This is a genomic window from Methanoculleus oceani, from assembly GCF_023702065.1.
GTDB classification, from domain to species: domain Archaea; phylum Halobacteriota; class Methanomicrobia; order Methanomicrobiales; family Methanoculleaceae; genus Methanoculleus; species Methanoculleus oceani.
On record NZ_QFDM01000002.1, the window covers coordinates 90,065 to 111,330 of the forward strand.

At 63.6% G+C, this 21,266-nt stretch carries 17 protein-coding genes; 4 read left to right on the forward strand and 13 right to left on the reverse strand.

The features are described 5' to 3' along the window. Positions 1-49: 49 nt before the first annotated feature. The 3 genes from uvrB to uvrA are packed head-to-tail and all read right to left on the reverse strand — an operon-like array spanning position 50 to position 6,341. Positions 50-1,990 carry an excinuclease ABC subunit UvrB gene (gene uvrB, locus DIC75_RS05610; RefSeq protein WP_250987052.1) on the reverse strand — a complete coding sequence of 647 codons (1,941 nt, stop codon included), beginning with the start codon at positions 1,988-1,990 and terminating at the stop codon, positions 50-52. Beyond that, the gene (gene uvrC, locus DIC75_RS05615) at positions 1,987-3,537 is read right to left on the reverse strand and encodes an excinuclease ABC subunit UvrC (protein WP_250987053.1); all 1,551 of its coding nucleotides are present in this window, start codon (positions 3,535-3,537) and stop codon (positions 1,987-1,989) included. Before uvrC ends, uvrB begins: the two co-directional genes overlap by 4 nt. Beyond that, on the reverse strand, positions 3,534-6,341 hold the full coding sequence (gene uvrA, locus DIC75_RS05620; RefSeq protein WP_250987054.1) for an excinuclease ABC subunit UvrA: 2,808 nt from the start codon (positions 6,339-6,341) through the stop codon (positions 3,534-3,536). Before uvrA ends, uvrC begins: the two co-directional genes overlap by 4 nt. A gap of 224 nt (positions 6,342-6,565) precedes the next feature. Here uvrA and DIC75_RS05625 point away from each other — a divergent pair, with 224 nt between their 5' ends. Further along, positions 6,566-7,291 carry a DUF5591 domain-containing protein gene (locus DIC75_RS05625; protein ID WP_250987055.1) on the forward strand — a complete coding sequence of 242 codons (726 nt, stop codon included), beginning with the start codon at positions 6,566-6,568 and terminating at the stop codon, positions 7,289-7,291. A gap of 396 nt (positions 7,292-7,687) precedes the next feature. Here DIC75_RS05625 and rbcL read toward each other — a convergent pair whose 3' ends face one another. Further along, positions 7,688-8,980 carry a type III ribulose-bisphosphate carboxylase gene (gene rbcL / locus DIC75_RS05630; protein WP_250987056.1) on the reverse strand — a complete coding sequence of 431 codons (1,293 nt, stop codon included), beginning with the start codon at positions 8,978-8,980 and terminating at the stop codon, positions 7,688-7,690. 140 nt (positions 8,981-9,120) lie between these two features. Here rbcL and DIC75_RS05635 point away from each other — a divergent pair, with 140 nt between their 5' ends. Further along, positions 9,121-9,957, forward strand: coding sequence for an alpha/beta hydrolase (locus DIC75_RS05635; protein ID WP_250987057.1), 837 nt, complete (start codon positions 9,121-9,123; stop codon positions 9,955-9,957). Between the two features lie 177 nt (positions 9,958-10,134). Here DIC75_RS05635 and DIC75_RS05640 read toward each other — a convergent pair whose 3' ends face one another. The 7 genes from DIC75_RS05640 to DIC75_RS05670 all read right to left on the reverse strand — a co-directional run bounded on the left by DIC75_RS05640 (position 10,135) and on the right by DIC75_RS05670 (position 14,791). Further along, positions 10,135-10,476, reverse strand: a complete 342-nt coding sequence (locus DIC75_RS05640) for a hypothetical protein (RefSeq protein WP_250987058.1) — start codon at positions 10,474-10,476, stop codon at positions 10,135-10,137. Then, positions 10,463-10,786 carry an ArsR/SmtB family transcription factor gene (locus tag DIC75_RS05645; RefSeq protein WP_250987059.1) on the reverse strand — a complete coding sequence of 108 codons (324 nt, stop codon included), beginning with the start codon at positions 10,784-10,786 and terminating at the stop codon, positions 10,463-10,465. The genes DIC75_RS05640 and DIC75_RS05645 overlap by 14 nt, the downstream gene beginning before the upstream one ends. A gap of 719 nt (positions 10,787-11,505) precedes the next feature. After that, positions 11,506-12,162, reverse strand: a complete 657-nt coding sequence (locus DIC75_RS05650; RefSeq protein WP_250987060.1) for a TfuA-related McrA-glycine thioamidation protein — start codon at positions 12,160-12,162, stop codon at positions 11,506-11,508. After that, on the reverse strand, positions 12,122-13,336 hold the full coding sequence (locus DIC75_RS05655; protein ID WP_250987061.1) for a YcaO-related McrA-glycine thioamidation protein: 1,215 nt from the start codon (positions 13,334-13,336) through the stop codon (positions 12,122-12,124). Before DIC75_RS05655 ends, DIC75_RS05650 begins: the two co-directional genes overlap by 41 nt. Continuing rightward, entirely contained in the window at positions 13,333-13,746 is a 414-nt protein-coding gene (locus tag DIC75_RS05660; protein WP_250987062.1) for a molybdenum cofactor biosynthesis protein MoaE, read from the reverse strand. Before DIC75_RS05660 ends, DIC75_RS05655 begins: the two co-directional genes overlap by 4 nt. Positions 13,747-13,760: 14 nt before the next feature. Next, positions 13,761-14,051, reverse strand: coding sequence for a ubiquitin-like small modifier protein 1 (locus DIC75_RS05665; protein WP_250987063.1), 291 nt, complete (start codon positions 14,049-14,051; stop codon positions 13,761-13,763). Further along, positions 14,048-14,791: a HesA/MoeB/ThiF family protein gene (locus DIC75_RS05670; RefSeq protein ID WP_250987064.1), complete on the reverse strand. Its 744-nt coding sequence runs from the start codon at positions 14,789-14,791 to the stop codon at positions 14,048-14,050. The genes DIC75_RS05665 and DIC75_RS05670 overlap by 4 nt, the downstream gene beginning before the upstream one ends. Positions 14,792-15,109: 318 nt before the next feature. Between DIC75_RS05670 and DIC75_RS05675 the strand changes: the two genes are divergently transcribed. Then, positions 15,110-16,048, forward strand: coding sequence for a GNAT family N-acetyltransferase (locus tag DIC75_RS05675; RefSeq protein WP_284738408.1), 939 nt, complete (start codon positions 15,110-15,112; stop codon positions 16,046-16,048). A gap of 13 nt (positions 16,049-16,061) precedes the next feature. On the opposite strand, the gene DIC75_RS05680 is transcribed toward DIC75_RS05675, so the two are convergent. Then, positions 16,062-16,754: a PIN domain-containing protein gene (locus DIC75_RS05680; protein WP_250987065.1), complete on the reverse strand. Its 693-nt coding sequence runs from the start codon at positions 16,752-16,754 to the stop codon at positions 16,062-16,064. Between the two features lie 199 nt (positions 16,755-16,953). On the opposite strand from DIC75_RS05680, the gene DIC75_RS05685 reads away from it, so the two are divergent. Then, positions 16,954-19,746, forward strand: a complete 2,793-nt coding sequence (locus DIC75_RS05685) for a PAS domain S-box protein (protein WP_250987066.1) — start codon at positions 16,954-16,956, stop codon at positions 19,744-19,746. Between the two features lie 89 nt (positions 19,747-19,835). Here the strand turns inward: DIC75_RS05685 and DIC75_RS05690 are convergent, their stop codons facing one another. Next, complete coding sequence (locus DIC75_RS05690) at positions 19,836-21,263, reverse strand: COG1470 family protein (protein WP_250987067.1); 1,428 nt, start codon at positions 21,261-21,263, stop codon at positions 19,836-19,838. Between the last annotated feature and the right edge of the window lie 3 nt (positions 21,264-21,266).

Sequence of the window (21,266 nt, forward strand, 5' to 3'; positions counted from 1 at the left end):
CGCAGCCCCTCCGGGGCCCATACTACTGCAACCTGGATCGCCGGATCTCTCACCGCCGGCCCCCGACCGTCCCCCCTTCCTGCAGCTTCTTTATCATATCCCTGAGCGCAATCGCCCGCTCGAACTCCAGGCGTTCCGCCGCCTCCCGCATATCGGCCTCGAGCTCGATGATCAGGTTCGGGACTTCGGACTTCGGGACGTGTTTGATATCAGTGATATCGACCTCTCTCTCCCGGATCGGCTTTTTGATCGTCTGCGGCGTGATGCCGTGCCGGGCGTTGTAGTCGAGCTGCATCGTGCGCCGCCGCCCGGTCTCGGCCATCGCCTTCTTGATCGAGTCGGTCATGGTGTCCGCGTAGAGCACCACCTTCGCGTTCACGTTCCGGGCGGCCCGCCCGATGGTCTGGACCAGGCTTCTCGCGTCGCGGAGGAACCCCTCCTTGTCGGCATCCAGGATCCCGACGAACCCGACCTCCGGGATGTCGAGCCCCTCCCGCAGGAGGTTGATCCCCACGAGCACGTCGTACTTCCCGAGACGGAGCTGCCGGATGATCTCGGTCCGCTCGATGGTATTGATCTCGGAGTGGAGGTAACAGGTCTTGATCCCCTGGTCGGCCAGGTACTCCGAGAGTTCCTCGGCGAGCCGTTTTGTAAGGGTCGTCAGCAGTATGCGGTCGCCGCGGTCGATGGTGGCGCGGATCTCGGCGATCACATCCGGGATCTGCCCCTCGATCGGCCGGACCTCGACCGCCGGGTCCACGAGCCCCGTCGGCCGGATGATCTGCTCCGCGACGCTCGAGCGCTTCAGTTCGTAGTCACCCGGGGTCGCCGAGACGAAGATGACGTTTCGCATGTAGCCCGAGAACTCGTCGAACTTCAGCGGCCGGTTGTCGAACGCCGACGGGAGCCGGAACCCATAGTCCACGAGGGACTTCTTCCGCGAGTAGTCGCCGTTGTACATGCCGCGGACCTGGGGAAGGGTCTGGTGGCTCTCGTCGATCACCATCAGGAAATCCTCCGGGAAGTAGTCCAGCAGGCAGTAGGGCTGCTCCCCGGGTTTCCGCCCGTCGAAGTGGCGGGAGTAGTTCTCGATCCCCTTGCAGGTCCCGGTTTCGCGGATCATATCGAGGTCGTAGAGCGTCCTCTGGCGCAGGCGGTGCGCTTCGAGCATACCGAGGTTCGGGAGCCACTCCTCGAGTTCCTGCTCGATGGAGACGATCGCCCGCTCCTTCTCCTCCTCCGGGGCGACGAAGTGCCGGGCCGGGTAGACGAAGAAGTAGTCCATCGCTTCAAGCCGCTCCCCCGAGGTCTTGTCGATCTCGCTGATCCGGTCTACCTCGTCCCCGAAGAGTTCGATACGGATGATGTTGTTGAAGTAGCCGGGGACGAGGTCGATGGTGTCGCCCTTCACCCGGAACCGGCCGGGTGCGAGTTCCATATCGTTTCGCTCGAACTGGATATCGACGAGTCTCCGAATAATATCGTCCCGTCGCATCCGGTCCCGGACCTTCACCTCGAACCCCATCCCCCGGAAATTCGCGGGGTTCCCGAGGCCGTAGATGCAGGAGACCGAGGCGACGACGACGGTGTCGGGGCGCGAAAGGATCGATGCGGTGGCCGCAAGCCGCATCTGCTCGATCTTGGGATTGATCTGGGCGTCCTTCTCGATGTAGAGGTCGCGTTTCGGGATGTAGGACTCGGGCTGGTAGTAGTCGTAGTAGGAGACGAAGTACTCCACCCGGTTCTCGGGGAAGAACGATTTGAACTCGTTGTAGAGCTGGGCGGCAAGCGTCTTGTTGTGGGCGATGACGAGGGTGGGCTTCCGGACCTCCTCGACGACGTTTGCTATCGTGAACGTCTTGCCCGAGCCCGTGACCCCGAGGAGGGTCTGGAAACGCTCGCCGCGGCTGAGTCCGCCGGTGAGTTTTCGGATGGCGTCGGGCTGCGAGCCCGTAGGCACAAAATCCGCCTTAAGTTGGAACTCCGTCATGGTGTCACCGTCTTCTTCCTGAGCGTTCTGTGATACGTGATCGCGAACCGGTGCGCTTCGTCGCGGATCTCCTGGAGGAAGAGCGACGCCTTCTCGTGCCTCTCAAGCGGCAGGGGGTGGGAGAAGCCCGGCACGAAGACCTCCTCCTCGCGCTTGGCGATGGATGCGATCGGGACCGTGATCCCGAGTTCTCTGAGCACCGCCACGGCCGCGGCGAGCTGCCCTTTCCCGCCGTCGATGAGGATCAGGTCGGGGAGTTCGCCGCCCTCCTTTTTCAGCCGCGAGTAGCGGCGCCTGACCACCTCGGCGATGGCCGCGAAGTCGTCGACGCCCTCGACCGTCCGTATCCGGAACCGGCGGTAGTTCCGCCTGTCGGGTTTTCCCCAGAGGAACCGGACCATCGATCCCACCATCGCCGTCCCGGAGAGGTGGGAGATATCGAAGCACTCGATCGTGACCGGGAGGTCCGGGAGGTGCAGGCGGCGTTTCAGCTCGTCGAGCTTGATCCGGTCGCCGAAGAACGCGATCTCCACGTTCTTCCTGACAAGGTCGAGCAGGTTCTTCTTCTCCCCCCGCTGCGGCACGACCGTACGGACCCTGCCGCCCCGGAGATGGGAGAGGTAGCCGGGAAGCGCGTCGTCCACGGGTGCGGGCAGGATCACCTCTTCCGGGGGTTCGTTCTCTGCATAGTAGCGGGCGAGGAACTCCTCGAGGAACCCCTCCGTCTCGTCGAATGTGTACTCGCGCTTCCCGGCAAGCGTTCCCCGGTCGACGTTGAAGAGCATCAGAAAGACGGTTCCCTCGCTCACGATATAGTTGACGATATCCTCGTTGTAGGTCTTCTGCCGGTCCACGTGCTGGCGCTCGCGCAGCCCCTCGAGGGCCGCGACCTGGTCGCGGAGTTCCATCGCTCTCTCGTACTCCTGCCGCTCTGCAGAGGCCGCCATCTCCTCACGGAGCGTCCGGATGAGACCGGCGATATCCCCTTTCAGGACCGCCTCGGCCCTCCTGACCCGTTCCCGGTATTCGTCCTCGATTATCCTCCCGGTGCAGGGGGCGCTGCACGAGCCGATGTGCGCACGGAGGCACGGACGCCGGGGGAGGCGCCTGCAGGACCGGAGGCCGAAGAGGGATTTTAAAAGACGGAGGAGGTCTTCGCGCTCCCGGCCGGAGACGAACGGCCCGTAATACCGGCCGTTCCCGTCGGGTTGGCGGGCAGTGTGGATCCGGGGGTAGGGCTCGTCGGTGACGTGGATGTAGGCGTACCTCTTCGAGTCCTTTAAGTCGATGTTGTACTTCGGCTGGTGCTTCTTGATCAGGGTGTTCTCGAGGATGAACGCCTCGACCTCGGTGTCGGTGACGATGAAGTCGAGCCCGGCGATCGCGGCGACGAGGTTTTCGGTCTTCCGGTCGAGGTCGTGCCGGGAGAAGTAACTCGATACGCGTCGTTTGAGGTTCTTTGCCTTTCCTACGTAGATGATGGTGCCCGTATCATCGGAGAAGAGGTAGCACCCGGGTTCGGTCGGCAGGTTGGCGGGGTCGATCATGGCTTGTTAAGGATCTCCTTCAAGAACGCTCCGGTATAACTCTCCTTCACCGCCGCCACCTCTTCGGGGGTTCCCGCCGCGATGATCTCACCGCCGGCGTCCCCACCTTCGGGGCCGAGGTCGATGACGTAGTCGGCCGACTTGATCACGTCCAGGTTATGTTCGATCACCGCCATCGTGTTCCCCCGGGCCACCAGGTCGTCGAGGACCGCGATCAGGTTCTTCACGTCGTGGAAGTGGAGCCCGGTCGTCGGTTCGTCGAGGAGGTAAATCGTCTTTCCCGTTGCCCGCTTCGAGAGTTCGCGGGTCAGTTTTATCCGCTGTGCCTCGCCGCCCGAGAGGGTGGTGGAGCTCTGCCCGAGCTTGATGTAACCGAGGCCCACGCGGCAGAGGGTGTCGAGCCTGCTCCTGATCGAGGGGACGTTCTCGAAGAGGCCCATCGCCTCCTCGACGCTCATGTCGAGGACGTCGGCGATGGATTTGCCCCGGTACTTCACCTCGAGGGTCTCGCGGTTGTAGCGTGCCCCCTTGCACTCCTCGCACTCGACGTAGACATCGGGGAGGAAGTTCATCTCGATCTTGATGAGCCCTTCGCCCTGGCAGGCCTCGCACCGACCGCCTTTGACGTTGAACGAGAACCGGCCGGGCTTGTAGCCCCGGACCTTCGCCTCCTTCGTTTCGGCAAAGACCTTCCGGATCTCGTCGAATACCTTGGTGTAGGTCGCCGGGTTCGAGCGCGGCGTCCGCCCGATGGGGCTCTGGTCGATGACGATCACCTTGTCAAGCTCGTCGTCGAAGACGAGGCTGTCGTATTTCCCCGGGCACTCCCGTGAGTCGTGGAGTTTCTGCATCAGCGCCCGGTAGAGCGTCTCGTAGATGAGCGTTGACTTCCCCGACCCCGAGACCCCGGTGACGACCGTCAGGACGCCGAGGGGGATATTCACGTCGATGCCCTTGAGGTTGTTCTCCCGGCAACCGGAGAGCCGGATGAACCGGTCGCTCATCCGACGGGATGCAGGCACGTCGATCCTGAGGTCGCCCGAGAGGTAACGGCCCGTGAGCGAGGCAGGGGTCGCCGCGATGACGTCGGGCGGCCCTTCCGCGACGATCTCGCCGCCGTGGAGCCCCGCCCCCGGTCCCATGTCAACGACCCAGTCGGCGCTCCGGATGGTCTCTTCGTCGTGCTCCACCACGACGAGGGTGTTCCCGAGGTCGCGGAGGTGCTGCAGGGTCTCGAGGAGTTTTCTGTTGTCCCGCTGGTGCAGCCCGATGGAGGGCTCGTCGAGCACGTAGAGCACCCCGGTGAGGTTCGATCCGATCTGCGTCGCGAGGCGTATCCGCTGGGCTTCCCCGCCCGAGAGGCTCCCGGCGCTCCGCGAGAGGGTCAGGTAGCCGACCCCGACCTGCTCTAAGAACGCGAGCCGGGCGACGATCTCCTTTAAGACCTGCTTTGCGATCTCGAGTTCTGTCTCGGTGAGTTCCAGCGTCCGGAAGAAGGCGAGCGCCCCGGTGACCGAGAGGTCGGTGACCTCGACGATGGACTTTTTGGCCACCTTCACGGCGAGCACCTTCTCTTTGAGCCGCTTGCCCCCGCACTTCGGGCAGGGCAGGATCCGCATGAACCGCTCGAGGTCGCGGCGGCGGTACTCCGACTGGGTCTGGTGGTAGAGCCGCTCGGCCTGCGGGGCGAGCCCCTCCCACTGTCCGGAGTGCGACCAGGAGGCGTCGCCGTTCTTTGCGTTCATGGAGAACCGGAGCCGGTCGGTCGAGCCATACATGAGGGCCTTATACTGCCGCTCGGTGAGGTCCTTGATCGGTGTCAGGACTGAGAACCCGAAGTGTTCGGCGACCCCCGCCAGGTAGTGCGCCCGGTAGCCGTCGAGGTAGGTCCGGTAGAGCATGACGGCGCCGTCGGCGATGCACTTCTCTTTGTCCGGGACGATCAGGTCGGGGTCGAACTCCATCCTGATCCCGAGGCCGTTGCACTCCTCGCAGGCGCCGAATGGACTGTTGAAGGAGAACATCCGGGGCTGGAGCTCCTCGAACGCAATCCCGCAGACCGGGCAGGCCATGAGCGCCGAGCAGGTCTCCTCGCGGCCGGACTCATCGACAGCGATGACAAGCCCTTCGGACTTTGCAAGGGCGTTCTCGACCGCCTCGACGAGCCTTGAGCGCTCGTCGACGGAGAGCCGGTCGACGACCACGTCGATGTCGTGCTTATGGTAGCGTTCGAGGACGATCTCCTCGTCCGTCCGGCGGATCTCGCCGTTGACCCGGACCCGGGCGTAGCCTTCCCTGTCGAGATCCTTGAAGACCTGCTGGTAGGTTCCCTTCTTCTGCCGCACGACCGGAGCGAGGATGGTGACCGTCCCGGCCATCGTGAAGGCGATGTGGTCGGCGATCTTCTCCGGCGACTGTGCCTCGATGGGGATATGGTGTTCCGGGCAGAACGGCGTCCCCACCCGGGCGAAGAGGAGCCGCAGGTAGTCGTAGATCTCGGTGACCGTGCCGACGGTGCTCCGGGGGTTCTTGGACGTTGTCTTCTGCTCGATGGAGATGGCGGGCGAGAGCCCGTCGATGCTGTCGACGTCCGGCTTCTTCATCAGCCCGAGGAACTGCCGCGCGTAGGCGGAGAGCGACTCCACATAGCGCCGCTGCCCTTCGGCGTAGATGGTGTCGAAGGCAAGCGTGGATTTGCCCGACCCGGATACGCCGGTGAGGACGATGAACCGATCCCGCGGGAGTTCGACGGTGATGTCGTTGAGGTTGTGCTCCCGCGCCCCCTTGATGACGATCTTCTTCATTGGTGCGTGCAGATATGTTTGTCTTCCTACCTCATAGCCGTTTGCCGATATCAAAATTTAAATAGAATGGGTGAACGGAGCCCGGAACGCAGGCGGTTCGGAGGGGGCCGGGGGGATGCATCACCAGGAGAGAGGGTGCGCCTCTCCCGGCAAACCCCCTGCAGGGGCACTCTTTTTGTTTTTCCCGGTCCAATCGATATACACCAATAACGGAACACTTTTTCATGCAGAAGGATCGGATAGTGCAGGGTGCGGGCGCCCCCCGGCGGGTCGTCGAGGTCGTGCAGGACAGGCACGGGAACCGGATCGAGATATTCGACCCCCCGTTCTACCGCAAAGAGTTCGAGGACGCCTACCGGTTCATCATCGACGAATATCGGGTGGCGCAAAAGGAGATCGGCCTCTTCCTCCCCTGCGCTGTGCGGAAACCCTACAGTCAGAGCCCGAGCCACCAGCTCTTCAGGCGGATCATCGACGGCGTCCTTGACCCGGCGGACTACCATATCGTCGTGTTCGGCACCTGCGGGACCGTGCCTGCGGAGCTCGAGTGCATGTACCCTTACCAGAACTACCACTACATGCTCGGCAAGACCACGGACGAACGGGTCCGGCGGGACTTCCACCGGATCGAGGTCTACCGGCTGAAGGGCTACCTCGAGAAGACCCGCGACACCTACCGGCACCGGCTCGCCTACTGCATCGGGCCGTTTAGGAAGGCGATGGTGGAGGCGTCGGAGGAGACGGGGATCGCCGTCGACCTCCTCCCCTCCGACCCGATGATCGAGCGGCTCTACGACATCGACTGCCCGTTCCCGGAGGGCAGCCTCTCGATGCAGGGCTACATCGACGAGTTCCGGGAGGGGCTCGTGAGGCTGGCGGGGATGGTCCATGGGAGCGGAGCGGCGGCCGTGGACAGGGATTCGGTGCGGCGGGGGCCGGTGAGGGCGTGAGGGGGTGCGTGAAAACTTCGAGTTGTACGCGATCAGCCCCCACCCCACCCGGCCTCCGGCCTCCTCCCCCGCCCCCTGGGGCGGGGGCAGTGCGTGGCGATATCCCCCCGTAAGCCGAGCACAGGATCTCGACTGGTGGAGGGTGCAAGTTACAACCTGAACTTCAGAGCAACGAACCTCAATACAGTACTGCTCCAGGTTACACAGGCAAAAACAGTGGCTGGAATGGGTTGCAGGATAACCGAATCCGGTTCTTCTCCCGAGTTGTCCCCGGGCAGTGGACCGTGGTGGATATCGCCACGGGGGGAGGGGTCGGGGAGGGGGAGACCCCCTCCCCGTCTGATAAGGCACGGGATGGGTCCCATGGAAATAGCGGGGACTTCTTGTCAAAACCCCTCACTTCGGCTTATAATGTCCCCACTTCTCGAGCGCTCCCTTCAGTTCAGGGGCCTTCTTCGCCTTCTCCTCAAGGGTTTCGCCCTCCTTCCAGGCCTCGATCGCCTGCATGGTGGCCTCCGCGCCCGCTCGCGTGCCCTTCGGGTGGCCGTGGATGCCGCCGCTCACGAGGAGGACGAGTTCGGTGCCGTAGATATCGAGCACGTCCGGGACGAGCCCGGGGTGGAGCCCGCCCGACGAGACGGGGAAGGCGCTCCTGATATTGCCCCAGTCCTGGTCGAGGGCCATGTGGTCGACGGCGTTCGTATGCTTCTCCCGGAGCATGTCCGCAAGCAGCATGGCCTCCGCCCGGGTGCCGACCAGTTTGCCCACGGCGGTCCCGGTGTGGATCTGCGCAACACCGATGAGCCGCATCATCTTTGCCAGGAACTGCATCGTGATCCCGTGCCTCTCGTCCCGGTCGAAGGCCGCGTGCATCGCCCGGTGGGCGTGGATCGCGAGCCCGAGGTCGGAGCAGTAGTCCCGGAGGGTCGCGACGGCGGCCGTCCCGGCCACCACGACGTCGATCATGGCGTAGTTCCAGCCGTAGTCCGCGAGCATCTTCGCCCGCTTCTCCATCGTCTCCGTATCGGCCGTGATATTGATGAACGCAGACTTCACGTCGCCGGTCTCCTGCTCGGCCTTATCGCGCATCTTCGTCATCGCCCGGACGCGGTCGTCGAACCGGTTGAACGACTGGGACGTCAGGTTCTCGTCGTCTTTGACGAAGTCGAACCCGCCCATCCAGGTCTCGTAGCCGGCCTCGGCGTGTTCCTGTGCGGTGAACCCCACCTTCGGCTTCGGGACCGCGCCCGTAAGCGGCCGCCCCCGGATCTTCATCATATCCCGGATCCCTTCCATGCCGAAGTGCGGCCCCTTGAAGTGGCGGAGATACTCCGCCGGGAGCGAAGCGTCGATCAGCCGGAGGCGGTCGAGCGCCTTCATCCCGAAGACGTTCCCGGCGATCCCGCTCAGGAGCTGGGCCGCGTTCCCCTCCTCCCAGAGGGCGAGCGGGTATGCGATCTTTACGTAGTTCCCCTCGATCTCGAACGCCTTCGCCTGGAGGTCGCGCATCCGGGGCGGCAGGGTAAAGAGTGTCGTCCAGGTTCCGGTCGAACTCTCGGACGCGACTCTCCCGACAGCCTCCTCCCTGCTGATCCCCTCCGCAGGCTCGAAGTAGTAGAGGGCTACGAGTTCGTCCGGGCCGGGAGTATGGTTTAAATCAACAAACTCTTCGTACCAGTCAATCGCCATAGAATCACCTCTTGAAGGAAGGGGTGCCCCGGTAGAAAAACCTTCCATTCGGAGCAGGGTAAAGAATGCCGGAATCACTTTCTCCCCGCAGGCGCCGGGTTTATCTGCCGGCAGGTCGAGAGGAAAGCAGAAGGAGTCTTATGGAACGAACCGCCGATAATTTGCGCCCGCTCTTTGATTACGATGCAGAGAGACCGCCCGCGATCGAGATTGCCGGCACCGACGTCTCGGTCACCGACCTGACCTACCAGACTGCCCCGGATCGGGGGGTTCGGGCCTACCTGGTGGCCCCGGCAGAAGTTGACCGGTCGAAACGCTCCGCTGCCATTCTCTTCCTCCACCCGGGACTGGGTTCCCGCGCCACGTTCCTCGCCGAGGCCGTGGCCCTTGCCGGGATGGGTGCGGCCTCCCTGCTCGTCGACGCTCCCTGGGCCGCCGATACGGCAGCAGCCTGGGGCCAGGCAGTCACGGATCCCGGGGAGGCCGTGCGGGAGCATAACCGGACGGTGATCGACCTTCGCCGCGGGATAGATCTCCTCGTAGCGCAGCCGGGCGTCGAACCGGACCGGATCGGGTTCGTGGGCCACAGTGTCGGGGCGCTTTTCGGGGCGGTGCTCGCCGGCGTCGATCGGCGCCTTGCGGCCGCCGTCCTGATGACGGGCACCGGAAGGTTCGTCGACGTCGCCGCCGTGAACCTGCCCGACCTGCAGGGCGAGAAATTCGAGCATTACCGCCGGACGCTCGCGGAACTCGACCCTGCCGTCTGGGTCGGCCGTGCCGCACCCACCCCGCTCTTCTTCCAGGCCGCTCTTCGCGACGAGTTCTTCACGGAGGAGCAGGCCCGGGAGTTCTTCGAGCGGGCGAATGATCCTAAGTCAATGAAGTGGTACGACGCGGGCCATTACCTCGACGAAGCGGCCCGCCGCGACCGTGTCGCGTGGCTTGCCGGGATGCTCTCGCTGGAGCGTTCCCGGTAGCGGGAAAGAAGGGGCAATTGCTACGAATGCAATTTTTTGTTATAAAGGATAAACATTATTATGCGGTGAGTTCTTACCAATACGTGGCCAGGCGACGATGGAACCTGCCTGCGCCTCGTCCATCCACCCTGCAGCGCGCTACTGCATGTCCTTCATACACCCGATCACTTTTTAGCGTCACTCGGAGATCCCGTCGAGAACCTTCTCGATCCTGTCCACCTTCGCCTCGATCCGCTCCATCGACTGCCGCAGCATCTGGAGTTCCCCGCCGGCCGCACCGCTCTTCTGTCCCGCCGCACTCGCGATCTGGTCTTCGATCCACTCCTTGAGCCTTAAGACGATGATGAAGAGCAGCGTCAGAACACCAAGATTAATGATAACAATGAAGGACCCGGCGAGCACGGCATTCAAGGAGTTCGAACCGCCGAGCAAGCCGGCGATGAGGCTGCTGATCACGAGCAATGCAATAACGGCGCCCCAGAGCACCTTCAGGTAGAGCTTCCACCTATCCTGTTTCATCCTTTGACCTCTGTAGCGATGTAATGACATCCAGATTCAGCACCACCTCAAACGGCACCGCCCGGTAGCACCTCCGGAGGTACGGCGGCTCGTCCGACGCCCGGCTGTTCCCCTCCGCGAGACCGAGTTTCTCCAGCTGCCGGAGATAAATGGCAGCCAGCGGCCGCGATATCCCGAGCTCTTCGGCAATCTCGCGGGCATACTTCTCTTCGGCCGCGATCGCCCCGAGTACAGCAAGCCGCTGCTCGTTCCCGAGCAGGGAGAGCAGCCGCGCCAGTTCGGGAAGGGTGCTGAAAGATAACGTCAACATGTGTTTAATGTTTTTTACACATATGAGTGTTGCGGTACGACGTCTCATACGCTGCCCGTGTGCTGCCTCGCCCGGGGCAACAGCCAACCTGCGGCACCGCCACCTAAAACCGAACTTCGATAGCACCTTGCGCCCCTGCTGCACGACAGTCACGAACAGAAGAGATCGAAGACCTATACGTAGGATTCGCCACGAACAAACGAAGGAAGAAGGTTTGGTTCAACGGACTTCGGGGAGGACTCCCCGGGGATGTGCCGGCCCGGGGTTGGTCTGGCGGATCAGGATAAGGTGGGTTGTAGGAGAACCGCTCAAACGTTGGGAGGGCGCCGGCCTTCCCCGCGTTACGCTCTTCTCCCCGCCGGCATCGCCGGGCCGGGCAGGTTTTGCAGGATCCGTCCGGGAGTGCATCCGGTCACGGGTCAGGCCTTTCGCGACGATACCCCTGCGTGGGCACCGCCGTTCGGGTGCTGCCCAAACCCGGAGTGTTCGGGGCAATCGCCTGAGTACATGCCTGTGTGGTCCGGCCGAAGCGCCCTCCCGGGGTCCGCCGCAGATGCCGGAGGTGCGACGGCCATGAGAGGGAGAGACGTTCCGGGCAGGATTGTCGTGTAGCCCCCTGCGGTGGGAATGATTCCGCACCGGCATACATGACTCGGCCCGGCCTGTGATATATTGCTACGGCGGCCGCGGTGAAAGCATTGAACCGCCCGGTTCAACCCTCACGGCAGGCCCCGGGCCAGGTCCCTGATGCGTTCGAGCGCGAGCAGTGCGTCGCCGCGTTTCCGGTCGACGGCATGCTCCCCGGCAAACGCCAGGAAGCGGGCAAGGTCTTCCGGTTCCGCCTTCCCTTCCGCCGCCTCGACGACCGCATCGTAGGTCCGTTCGGGAAAATAGAGCGCCCGGGCGGCGTCGAGAAGTGCCCGGGCGGCGTCGGCGCCGATCACGTTGCACTCAAGTGCCCGCTGAATGGTCGCCCGGATGTTCACGAGCGGTTCCGAGAGCGGGATGAACGTCTCGGGGTCGAAGAGGAGCGCCACCTCGTCGTCGGCGACGAGCCTTCCCTCCCGGTAGGCCCGGTAGATCTCCCCGACGCCCTCCATCCCGAGGCTGTCGAGCTCCGCGGCACGGAGCGCTCCCATGCTGGAGGCGCCGACAACCCGCACCCCGGCCCGGAGCGCGGCGAGGATCTCCCGGTGGGCGACGGCGCAGTCCTGGAAGAAGACGCCGTCGATCAGCCCGATGATCCGGGCCCCGGCGTCTGCTGCCCGGGTTATGTCGCCCCGTTTTGCCGGAGGACGGTAATCGGCGTCGAGGATCTTCCGGGCGGTCGCGTGGTCACAGCTGGGACCGAGGAAGACGACGACTTCGTGCGTCACGGCACCTCCTCCCCATCCGGTCCTGGTCCATCGCGTACATCTCCAGCCCCGGCACGATCACCCGGACGACCGGGATGCCGATCTCCGGCCGGGTGAGGTCGACCACGATGGCCCGGGAGAGCCCGGCTGTGTTGAGGCGGTCGGTGACGTGGTTGATGTCGGTGAGGAAGTCGTCGCTGTCAAACGACGGCATGGCCGCGAACTCGACCGTTTCGGAATCAGCGAACCAGTGCCTGTTCAGCCGTTTCGTCCGGTCGTAACCGATCTTCTTCCTGACGTCCGCCGTATCGGTATCCTCCCGGGCGCCGTGGATCTGGGTCAGTCTGCTCTGCGCGACCTCCGTGAGCGCCCGGAGGACCGCGATCCCGGCACTCGTGTGCGACCCCATCCCGATCGTGAGGAGCGCGGGGTCCCTGAGCACCACGTCGTCGGCCACCGCGGCCACCGTGGGTATCCCGATATCGCTCGTGATATCCTTGAGGGTGACCTCAACGCCGGCGGCCGCGAACTTCGCGAGCAGATCGGCCGCAAGCCCGTCGGCGACCCCCTCGATCCGGGGGCCGGTGTTCCGGGTCACCTCCACGAGCGACCAGGCATCGCGCTCGACCACCTCCATCAGGGCATGGAAGGTCGCCTCCTCGATGGTGTTCCCTGAAGCAAGCCCGTTGGTGTTGGTCCTGAAAAGGCGGCCGCAGGTCAGGGGGAGGGGGTGGAAGACCGCGTGGACCGGGACGAGCACCTCCTCCTCCTGCACGATGTCGTATCCCCCGACCCAGGGGACCGCTATATCGGCCGGGACCATGGTCGGGAGGATCAGGTCCGCCGGGTCGAGCGCGGCCTTCTCGGCCGAGACCTCGCTGTACCTCCCGATCACGGTCTCCCTGCCGTCCATCTCTCCCGAGTAGCGCTCGATCCCCTCCATCATCGCCGAGACCTCCGCCTCGACGGGGGTGGCGCCTTTCCCGTTGTAGACCGATATCGCTCCCGCTTCAGCGGTCGGCCGGATACTCGAGAAGACCGGGATCCCGATCCGGTCGAGGTTCGTGATATCGGCGACCCGGGTGATCCCTGCCGCCGGAAGCCTCGCCCGGGCCAGAAGAAGCGTCTCTTCGGGCGGGACCGTACGCTGGGTCTCCTTCGAGTAAGCCTTCCGGCACGACCGCAGCCGGATCATGCGTCGCCCCCGTGGGACTCGCCCGGAACCCAGCGCTCGCCGTCCTCCCCGATCTCCTTCTTCCAGATCGGGACGCTCTCCTTGATCCGCTCGAGAATGAACTCGCAGGCGTCGAAAGCCTCTTTCCGGTGGCTGGCGCCGACGACGATGAGGAGGATGTTCTCCCCGACCCGGAGCCGTCCGATCCGGTGGATGATCTCGACCGCCCCGATCGGGAACTCTGCAAACGCCTCATCCCGTATCGACGCGAGCTCCTTCTTCGCGACCTCCTCGTAGGCTTCAAGTTCCATAACCTCGATCCTGTCGTCCCTGACGACGCCGAGGAAGGTGACCAGGGCGCCCATATCGGCCCTCCTCACCCGATCGATCACGGCATTCACGTCAAAATCGTCTCTTGTTACGCTGATCATCCTGACCTCCTCCGTCACCCGCCCGCCACCGGCGGGAAGAGTGCGACCTCGTCCCCGTCGGCGAGGGTGAGCGTCCCGGCCTCCGCTCGCCGCACGCGCCTGCCGTTGTGCATCAGTATTACGTACCCCCGGAGTTCTCCGCTCTCCTCAAAGAGCGCCTCCCCCGCCTGCTCCGAGGTCCCCCCGACCGCCACAAGCAGCCGGCTCATCGTCGCTCCCTCGGGGACCTCCAGCGTGAGGTCACCCCCGATGGCCTCCCGCAACCGGGCAAATGCCCTGACCCGAACCTGCATCTCTCTTCTCATCTCCTCGAGCACCGATCGATCCCGCACGCGCTGCAGTCTTCCTGCCGGTCGACCGGCAGAGTCGCCATCGTGGCGGCCCATCCGTCCCAGACGAGGAGCCGGTTCGTCAGAAGGTCGCCGGTGCCGGTGATGTACTTGATCGTCTCGTTCGCCTGGACAAGCCCGATGATCCCGGGCGTGGTGCCGACCACAGGAATGACGTCCTCCCGGGGAGGGGCTACCGGAAATATGCATTCCAGGCAGGCCGTCTTCCCGGGGATGATCGTCGTCGCCTGCCCGTCGAATCCCCTGACCGCCCCGTGGACGAGCGGCACGCGGGCGCCGAGCGCTACCCGGTTGAGGATGTAGCGTACGGGGAAATTATCGGTTGCGTCGACGATGAGGTCGGCCCCGGCCGCGAGTGCGGCGGCGTTCGCTTCGTCGAGGGTTGCACGGGTCGCGACGACCGTGATATCCGGGTTCTGCGCCCGGAGTTTCCCGGCCGCCGACTCGACCTTTGCCCGCCCGACGTCATCGTCTCCATGGAGCACCTGCCGGTTCAGGTTGGTCCGGTCCACGACGTCGCCGTCGACCAGCCGGACCTCACCGATACCGGCAGCGGCAAGGTAGAGAGCGACCGGGCACCCGAGCCCGCCGGCCCCGACGATGACGACCCGGGCGCTCGCGAGCCGTTCCTGCGCCTCCTCTCCAAAGAGTGCGACCTGCCGCCGATAGCGTTCCAGTTCCCGATCCGTGAGCATTCTCCGTCAGTCCTCCTCTCCGGTGCAGAGGCAGCTTTCGTGTCCGCAGATGAATACGCAGTTTATGTGGTGTCCCGGGCGATTTTAACATTGTGATTCCATGGAGTTGCCGCTGTCGGCAGCCGGGTCGGGGAGCCGGTGACCGGCTCAATTCAGCGGAATGTATATATTTCAGACCATGGATACTCCGCCGGGACCGGCACCGGTGCCTGAACAGGGAGTGAGAGCATACCAACAGGACTTATCGACGATAAAGAGAGATGGGATACGTTCGTGGACGAGAGCGCCTCCGGCCGCCTTTTCCATAAATGGGACTTCATGAAGATTACAGAGAAGCATACCGGCTTTCGGTTCCTCCCTTACGGGATCTTCAAGGGCAACGAGTTGATCTGCATCTTCCCACTCTTCCAGAAGCAGATGCACGGTGTCAACGTCCTCCTCTCCCCGCCTCCCCTCCAGTCGGTGATACCGTATCTCGGGTTCGTCATGGGCCGTCGCTACGATACCGCCAAACAGAACAGGAAGGAGTCGATGCTCAAGGTCGTCGGGGAACACCTCGAGGATGAACTCGCGGCCCTGGCCCCGAACTACCTCGCCATAACCCAGGTCCCGGGGTTTATCGATGTCCGGCAGTTCCTCCGGGAGGGCTACGATGCCCGGATCCACTTCTCGTACGTCATCGATCTCGAGCCGCCGCTCCCGGAGATCTGGAACGGCTTCTCATCCAGCCTCCGCACCAAACTGCGAAAGGTCGAGAAGAACGGCTACCGCTTCGAGAAGAGCAACGATCTATCGGTCTTCTACTCCACGGTCGCGGAGCGGTTCAGCGACCCGGAGATGAACATACCGATGATCAGTCGGGCCTATTTCGAGGACCTCTTTCGTGCGTATCCCGACGAACTCGGGCTTTACTACCTCTACGACGCTCTCGGCACCGTTACGGGCGTGCAGGCCACTCAGGAGTACAAGACCTTCACCCTGTGGATGGGGGCGCCGAAGATGACTGCAATGCCCGGCAATGAGTTCCTGCAGTGGCTCCTCCTCCGGCGGGCGAAGGAGGAGGGGTACCGGAAGATGGAGAATGTCGGGGCGAACAACGAGAACTTAAACCTCTTCAAGTCCAAGTTCAACCCCTCACTCACCCTGTTTCTGGAACTGAGCCGGCAGGATCTCTTCGGCAGGGTTGCACGGTGGGCCTACAGTACCATCGCGAGCAAGGGTCCGGTGAAGCGCAAGGTCCTCTCATACATCGAGTGACGGCCCGGCGTGACTACTCCCTGCCTTCGAACCGGGCCAGCGCCTGCGAGGACGGTCTTCCGACGACTGCCAGGGCATCGGATATGCGGTCGGTGATCGCGAGAGTGCCGCCGGTCCTCTCCCGGTACTCCCGGGCGAGATAGGCGATGTGGTAGCGGTACGTCCGGTCCCGGGTGACAAAGATCAGGTCCTCCTCAAGGTTCGAAAGCAGCGTCTCCCAGATGAGCTCGTCGCCGATGGTATCCGTGCCCGTGCTCTTCGGGGGATTGCCGAGAAGTTTTCGGCGATGAGCCCGCGTGACGAGTTCGTCGGTCCGGTACAGGACCCGCACGGCGGAGTTGCCGGACAGATCGGCGAAGGCCCGGGCGACCGGGTCGGCGGCGGGCTCTGCGATCATGCTCTCGATATCGTCGTAGAGTGCACCGACCGCCCGGTTGTACTCCTCCCCGGCGCGCTGAAGCGCGGCAACGTTCGGGTTCTCCCGGATGATGGACGGCAGGCGGACCTCGTCGGTCTCCCGCCTCCGCACCTCGTCGGCAATCCGGTCGAGGATCCGGGACCGGTTGCGGAGGAACTCATCGAGGATGATATCGGGGAAGACGAGATGCTCCCGGAGCGCCCCGATATCTGCAAAGATCTCTCCCGGATCTTCGTAAGACTCGTAGAGTTCGAGAAAGAGGTTCGTATCAACACATACAGCTGTCATCCTACCGGCGGATGATAGCACCGGGCGTGATAATGGTTTCTCAGATCGGTGCCGGCGGAGAATACGGCGACCTCCATGGTAAGCTTTATCTGCCGAAATATAGAAAAATTTCACTTATTTTTAAGGAACAAGGATACCAATGACGAATCGCAAATACTTAAGGTTTATATCGCCTATCTTTGTATAACAGGTTGGGCGCATGTTCCGTATTCTCGTAGTCGACGACGAGCCGACCCTTCTCGAACTGAGCCGGATCTACCTGGAGCAATCCGGAGATCTTCAGGTCGAGACGACGTCATCGCCGTTGCAGGGGCTCGATATGCTTTCGAGAGCCTCGTACGACGCCATCGTTGCCGACTACGAGATGCCGGAGATGGATGGTATCGCGTTCTTAAAAGAGGTCCGGCGAAGGGGCATGGGGACGCCGGTCATCATCTTTTCCGGGCGCGGCCGCGAAGAGATCGTCATCCAGGCGATCAACAGCGGAGCGGACTTCTACCTCCAGAAAGGCGGCAACCCTTCCGCGCAGTTTGCCGAGCTCCGGAACACGATCCTCCAGGCGGCCAGGCGGAGGCAGGCCGAGGTGGAGGGGCAGCGGACCGGAGATCTGTACCGGAGTATCTTCGAACACACCGGCTCTGCCACCATCATCATCGAGGGCGATATGACGATTGCCCTCGCAAACAGCGAGTTCGAACACCTTACCGGCTACTCCCGGGAGGAGGTTGAGGGGAAGATGCCCTGGACGGTATTCGTCGCCGCAGGGGACGTTGAGCGTCTCAAGGACTATCACCGGCAACGGCGGATAGACCCCGGCTCGGCACCGAGGAACTACGAGTTCCGGCTGGTCGACCGGCACGGCAGGCAAAAAGACCTGCACATGACGATCGGGACCATCCCGGATACGGATCGCTCCGTTGCGTCGATGATCGATGTATCCGACCGGAAACTGTTCGAGGAGGAGCTGAGCGCGGCGCACGAGCAGATAACCGCGGCGTTCGAGGAGGCGAAGGCGAGCCAGGAGTCGCTCGCGGCGCAGTGCCGCGAGATGGAGGATTACCAGGCAAACCTCCAGGGCATCATCGATTTTCTTCCCGATCCGACGTTTGTGCTCGACCGTTCCGGAAGAGTGGCCATCTGGAACCGGGCAATCGAGCAGGTGACCGGGATCCCGAAAGACCGGATCGTCGGGTCGAGGCCGGGAGCCATCCGCGAGGTGCTACCCGGGTTATGCACCCCGCTGCTCGCGGAGACCGTCCTCTCCCGGGGGGATGCCGGGAACATCGCCCGGGAGGTCTGTATCACTTCGCCCCACACCGGAGAGGAGATCTGCCTCTGGGGGAAGGCATCGCCGCTCTACGATGCGCAGGGAAGGCTCTCCGGCTCGATCGAGTCGCTCCGGGACATCACCGAATCGAAACGGATGGAAGCGCAGATCCGGCACCGGGTCGACCTCGAGCAGGTGGTGAGTTCGATCTCCGCGCGGTTCATCGCCCTGGACCCTGCCGACCTCGAGGAAGCCCTGGAGGGGACGCTCCGGGTGCTCGGTTCGTTCCTGAATATCGACCGGAGTTACATCTACCGCCTCTCCGCCGACCTCACCCGTGTGCAGGACACCCACGAGTGGTGTGCTGAGGGGATCGAGCCACAGATTGATGTACTGCAGGCTCTGCCGACCAACGTGGTTGCCTGGGGGATGGCGGAGATCGAGGCCCGGAAGACGATCTGTATCCCCGATGTGGACGAACTCCCGGAAGAGGCAGCGGCGGAGCGCGAGTTCCTCCAGGAGTACGGGGTCCGGTCACTGATCCTGGTCCCGATCACGACCGCCGACGAGGTCCTCGGGGCTCTCGGGTTTGAGACCGCACGGCAGACGCGGACCTGGTCGGACGAGGACATCACGCTGCTCGAGGTCGTCGGCAACCTCTTCGCCGACCTCTTCTCCCGGATTCGCGCGCATGAACGGCTCGGGGAGAGCGAAGAGCGGTTCAGAACCCTCGTGGAACAGTCGCACGACTGCTACATTCGTGCGACTACGGCCCCGCCGGCGATCAAGTACATCAGCCCTTCACTGGAGACTCTGACCGGGTACTCCCGGGAAGAGGTTCTGAGCGACCCGCAGATCATCAGGCGGTCGATTCACCCTGAAGACCGGAAGACGTTCCTTGCCCTGATGCAGGAGCGGGATGCGTGTGCCGGCCGGCTATACATCTTCCGGGTGCGCCGGAAAGACGGGCGCTACATCTGGGTTGAGGTCTGCACTATCCCCGTTTACGGGGATGACGGGCGCCCGGTCGCGATCGATTACGCGGTCCACGACATCGACGCCTGGAAACAGACCGAGGCGGCACTCATCCAGGCAAACAAGAACCTCACCCTGATGAACAGCATCGTGCGGCACGACATCTTAAACCAGGTCACGGTGGTGCTCGGGCATATCGCCCTTCTCCGGGACCGGCCGCTCGACCCGACCGTCGCCGCCGCCCTCGATAAGCAGCAGGCCGCCGTCGAGATAATACAGTCGCAGATCGAGTTCACGCGGGATTACCAGGACCTCGGCATCCGGGCCCCCGGGTGGTTCCCCGTCGGGCCACTGGTCACGGGGGCGGCAAGAGCGCTCCGGCCGGCCGGGATCAAGTTTGCTGCCGATCTCGACGGACTTTCTGTCTACGCCGATCCGCTCCTCTCTTCGGTCTTCTATAACCTCCTGGAGAACGCCATACGGCACGGCAGGACCGTGACCGAGATCCGGGTCACGGCCGTTCCGGACGGCGGTGTCCGGATCGTCTGGGAGGACAACGGCGTCGGTGTCCCCGCCGAGAATAAGGAGCGGATATTCGAGCGGGGTTTCGGGAGCCACACGGGGCTCGGACTCTTCCTGGTAAAAGAGATCCTCTCGATCACCGGGATCGCCATCCGGGAGACCGGCGAGCCCGGGAAGGGGGCGCGGTTCGAGATTGCGGTGCCGGAGCGGTACGCCCGGTACGGATGAAGGGAACTGCATTCCTGGAACTTTACCAGCCGCCGGGGCTCGCCGGCGTGTTCCTGATCGACCTCTAAAAAGAGTGACGGGGTTCGGTCTTACCGTCGCCCGTACTTCCTGAACATATACCAGAGCCCTGCGGCGACCCCGGCCATCACCAGGAGACCGAGCACCGCGACGTAGGACTGCTCCTTCACCACGATCCGGTACTCGTCCTCCTCTTCATCCTGGTCGCTCTTCACCAGGGCGACGACCTTGTATTCGCCGGCCACGATATCGGCCGGCGGGACCACCGTCACCTGCACCGTTGCCCGTTCACCGGCTTCAAGGCTCGCGACCGATGCCGGATCGACGGTCACCCGCCACCCTTGCGGCGCGCTCATGTTGATCCCGATGTTCGTCAGCGCTCCCCCGGTGCCGGCGTTCGTAACCGTTACATCGAACGTGAGGGTGTCCCCGCGGTTGATATCATGGCGGTAACTCTTCGCGTAGGTCCGCATGTCGTAGGACCCCCGGAGCCGGAGCGTCAGGTTCTCCTCGTACTCCCGGGCAGCCGATCCGATCACCGCCGTGAAGTTGTACTCGCCGACGTCCACCGAGTAGGGCGGAATGAGATCGAGGTACAGGGTCTTCTCCTCACCGGATGGGACGTAGATCTCCGAGACCTCCTCGGCGGCATCCCGGCTCTCCTTGAACCGGGCGTACCACTGCTCGGGAAGGCCCTGGACGGAGAGGGTGTACGTGTCGTCGTTTCTGCCGGCGTTCTTCAGGGTCATCTCGTACTGCGGGTTCGAGCCGATCGCCGCCATCCGGGACGGGGACTTCACCCGGACCTCGGCAAAGAAGTTCTCTTTCTCGAGCGGCACGATGCCGAGATCGGTCGTCTTACCGATCCTGACCTCGACGTTCTCCTTCTCCCACGGCCGGTAGCCGGGCCGGGTGACCCTGACGGTGTAGGTACCCATCGGAGCGCCGATGCTCACCTTGCCCTCGGCGGTCGCGAGCATCCCCTCGACCCGGGTATCGCGGTTGTAGACGCCGACATCGGCGCCCTTCACCACGTTTCCTTCCTTATCGACCACGGTGGCCTCGAGGGTTCCTGTCTCGCCGCTGTGGGTCTTCGTGACCCTGACATAGAGCCAGATCGTGCCCTCGCCGATGCCCACCCGGATGGGGTATTCCCCTACCGCGGCATGGCCGGAGGTCTCGGCAACCAGGCGGACGGTCTTTGTCTCGCCGGCCGGGATCAGCATCCTGTAGACTTCGCGGTCTTCAGCCTCGAACCGGATCTTCCACCCGTCGGTGCCGCGGAACGTCCAGTAGTTGAGGAGGCACGTCCCGGTCTCTCCCCGGTTCGTGACCGCGAGGTCGAATACGGCGGTGTCGCCGGCTTCAATCATCTCACCAGGGAAGCCGCACCGGATCTCCGTCTGTATCGTCCCGCCCTGTGCGGCCGCTGCTCCCGGGACGGCCGACGCCGCGAGGAGGAGAACGAGGAGGACAAGGGAGATTCTTCTGTCGATCATCTT

Coding starts and splice junctions, on each gene's coding strand:
- DIC75_RS05680 (WP_250987065.1), bottom strand. CDS start 16,754: ATGACAGCTGTATGTGTTGATACGAACCTCTTTCTCGAACTCTACGAG.
- DIC75_RS05685 (WP_250987066.1), top strand. CDS start 16,954: ATGTTCCGTATTCTCGTAGTCGACGACGAGCCGACCCTTCTCGAACTG.
- DIC75_RS05675 (WP_284738408.1), top strand. CDS start 15,110: ATGAAGATTACAGAGAAGCATACCGGCTTTCGGTTCCTCCCTTACGGG.
- DIC75_RS05660 (WP_250987062.1), bottom strand. CDS start 13,746: ATGATCAGCGTAACAAGAGACGATTTTGACGTGAATGCCGTGATCGAT.
- DIC75_RS05640 (WP_250987058.1), bottom strand. CDS start 10,476: ATGAAACAGGATAGGTGGAAGCTCTACCTGAAGGTGCTCTGGGGCGCC.
- DIC75_RS05690 (WP_250987067.1), bottom strand. CDS start 21,263: ATGATCGACAGAAGAATCTCCCTTGTCCTCCTCGTTCTCCTCCTCGCG.
- DIC75_RS05670 (WP_250987064.1), bottom strand. CDS start 14,791: ATGCTCACGGATCGGGAACTGGAACGCTATCGGCGGCAGGTCGCACTC.
- rbcL (WP_250987056.1), bottom strand. CDS start 8,980: ATGGCGATTGACTGGTACGAAGAGTTTGTTGATTTAAACCATACTCCC.
- DIC75_RS05635 (WP_250987057.1), top strand. CDS start 9,121: ATGGAACGAACCGCCGATAATTTGCGCCCGCTCTTTGATTACGATGCA.
- uvrC (WP_250987053.1), bottom strand. CDS start 3,537: ATGATCGACCCCGCCAACCTGCCGACCGAACCCGGGTGCTACCTCTTC.
- DIC75_RS05655 (WP_250987061.1), bottom strand. CDS start 13,336: ATGATCCGGCTGCGGTCGTGCCGGAAGGCTTACTCGAAGGAGACCCAG.
- uvrB (WP_250987052.1), bottom strand. CDS start 1,990: ATGACGGAGTTCCAACTTAAGGCGGATTTTGTGCCTACGGGCTCGCAG.
- DIC75_RS05645 (WP_250987059.1), bottom strand. CDS start 10,786: ATGTTGACGTTATCTTTCAGCACCCTTCCCGAACTGGCGCGGCTGCTC.
- DIC75_RS05625 (WP_250987055.1), top strand. CDS start 6,566: ATGCAGAAGGATCGGATAGTGCAGGGTGCGGGCGCCCCCCGGCGGGTC.
- uvrA (WP_250987054.1), bottom strand. CDS start 6,341: ATGAAGAAGATCGTCATCAAGGGGGCGCGGGAGCACAACCTCAACGAC.
- DIC75_RS05665 (WP_250987063.1), bottom strand. CDS start 14,051: ATGAGAAGAGAGATGCAGGTTCGGGTCAGGGCATTTGCCCGGTTGCGG.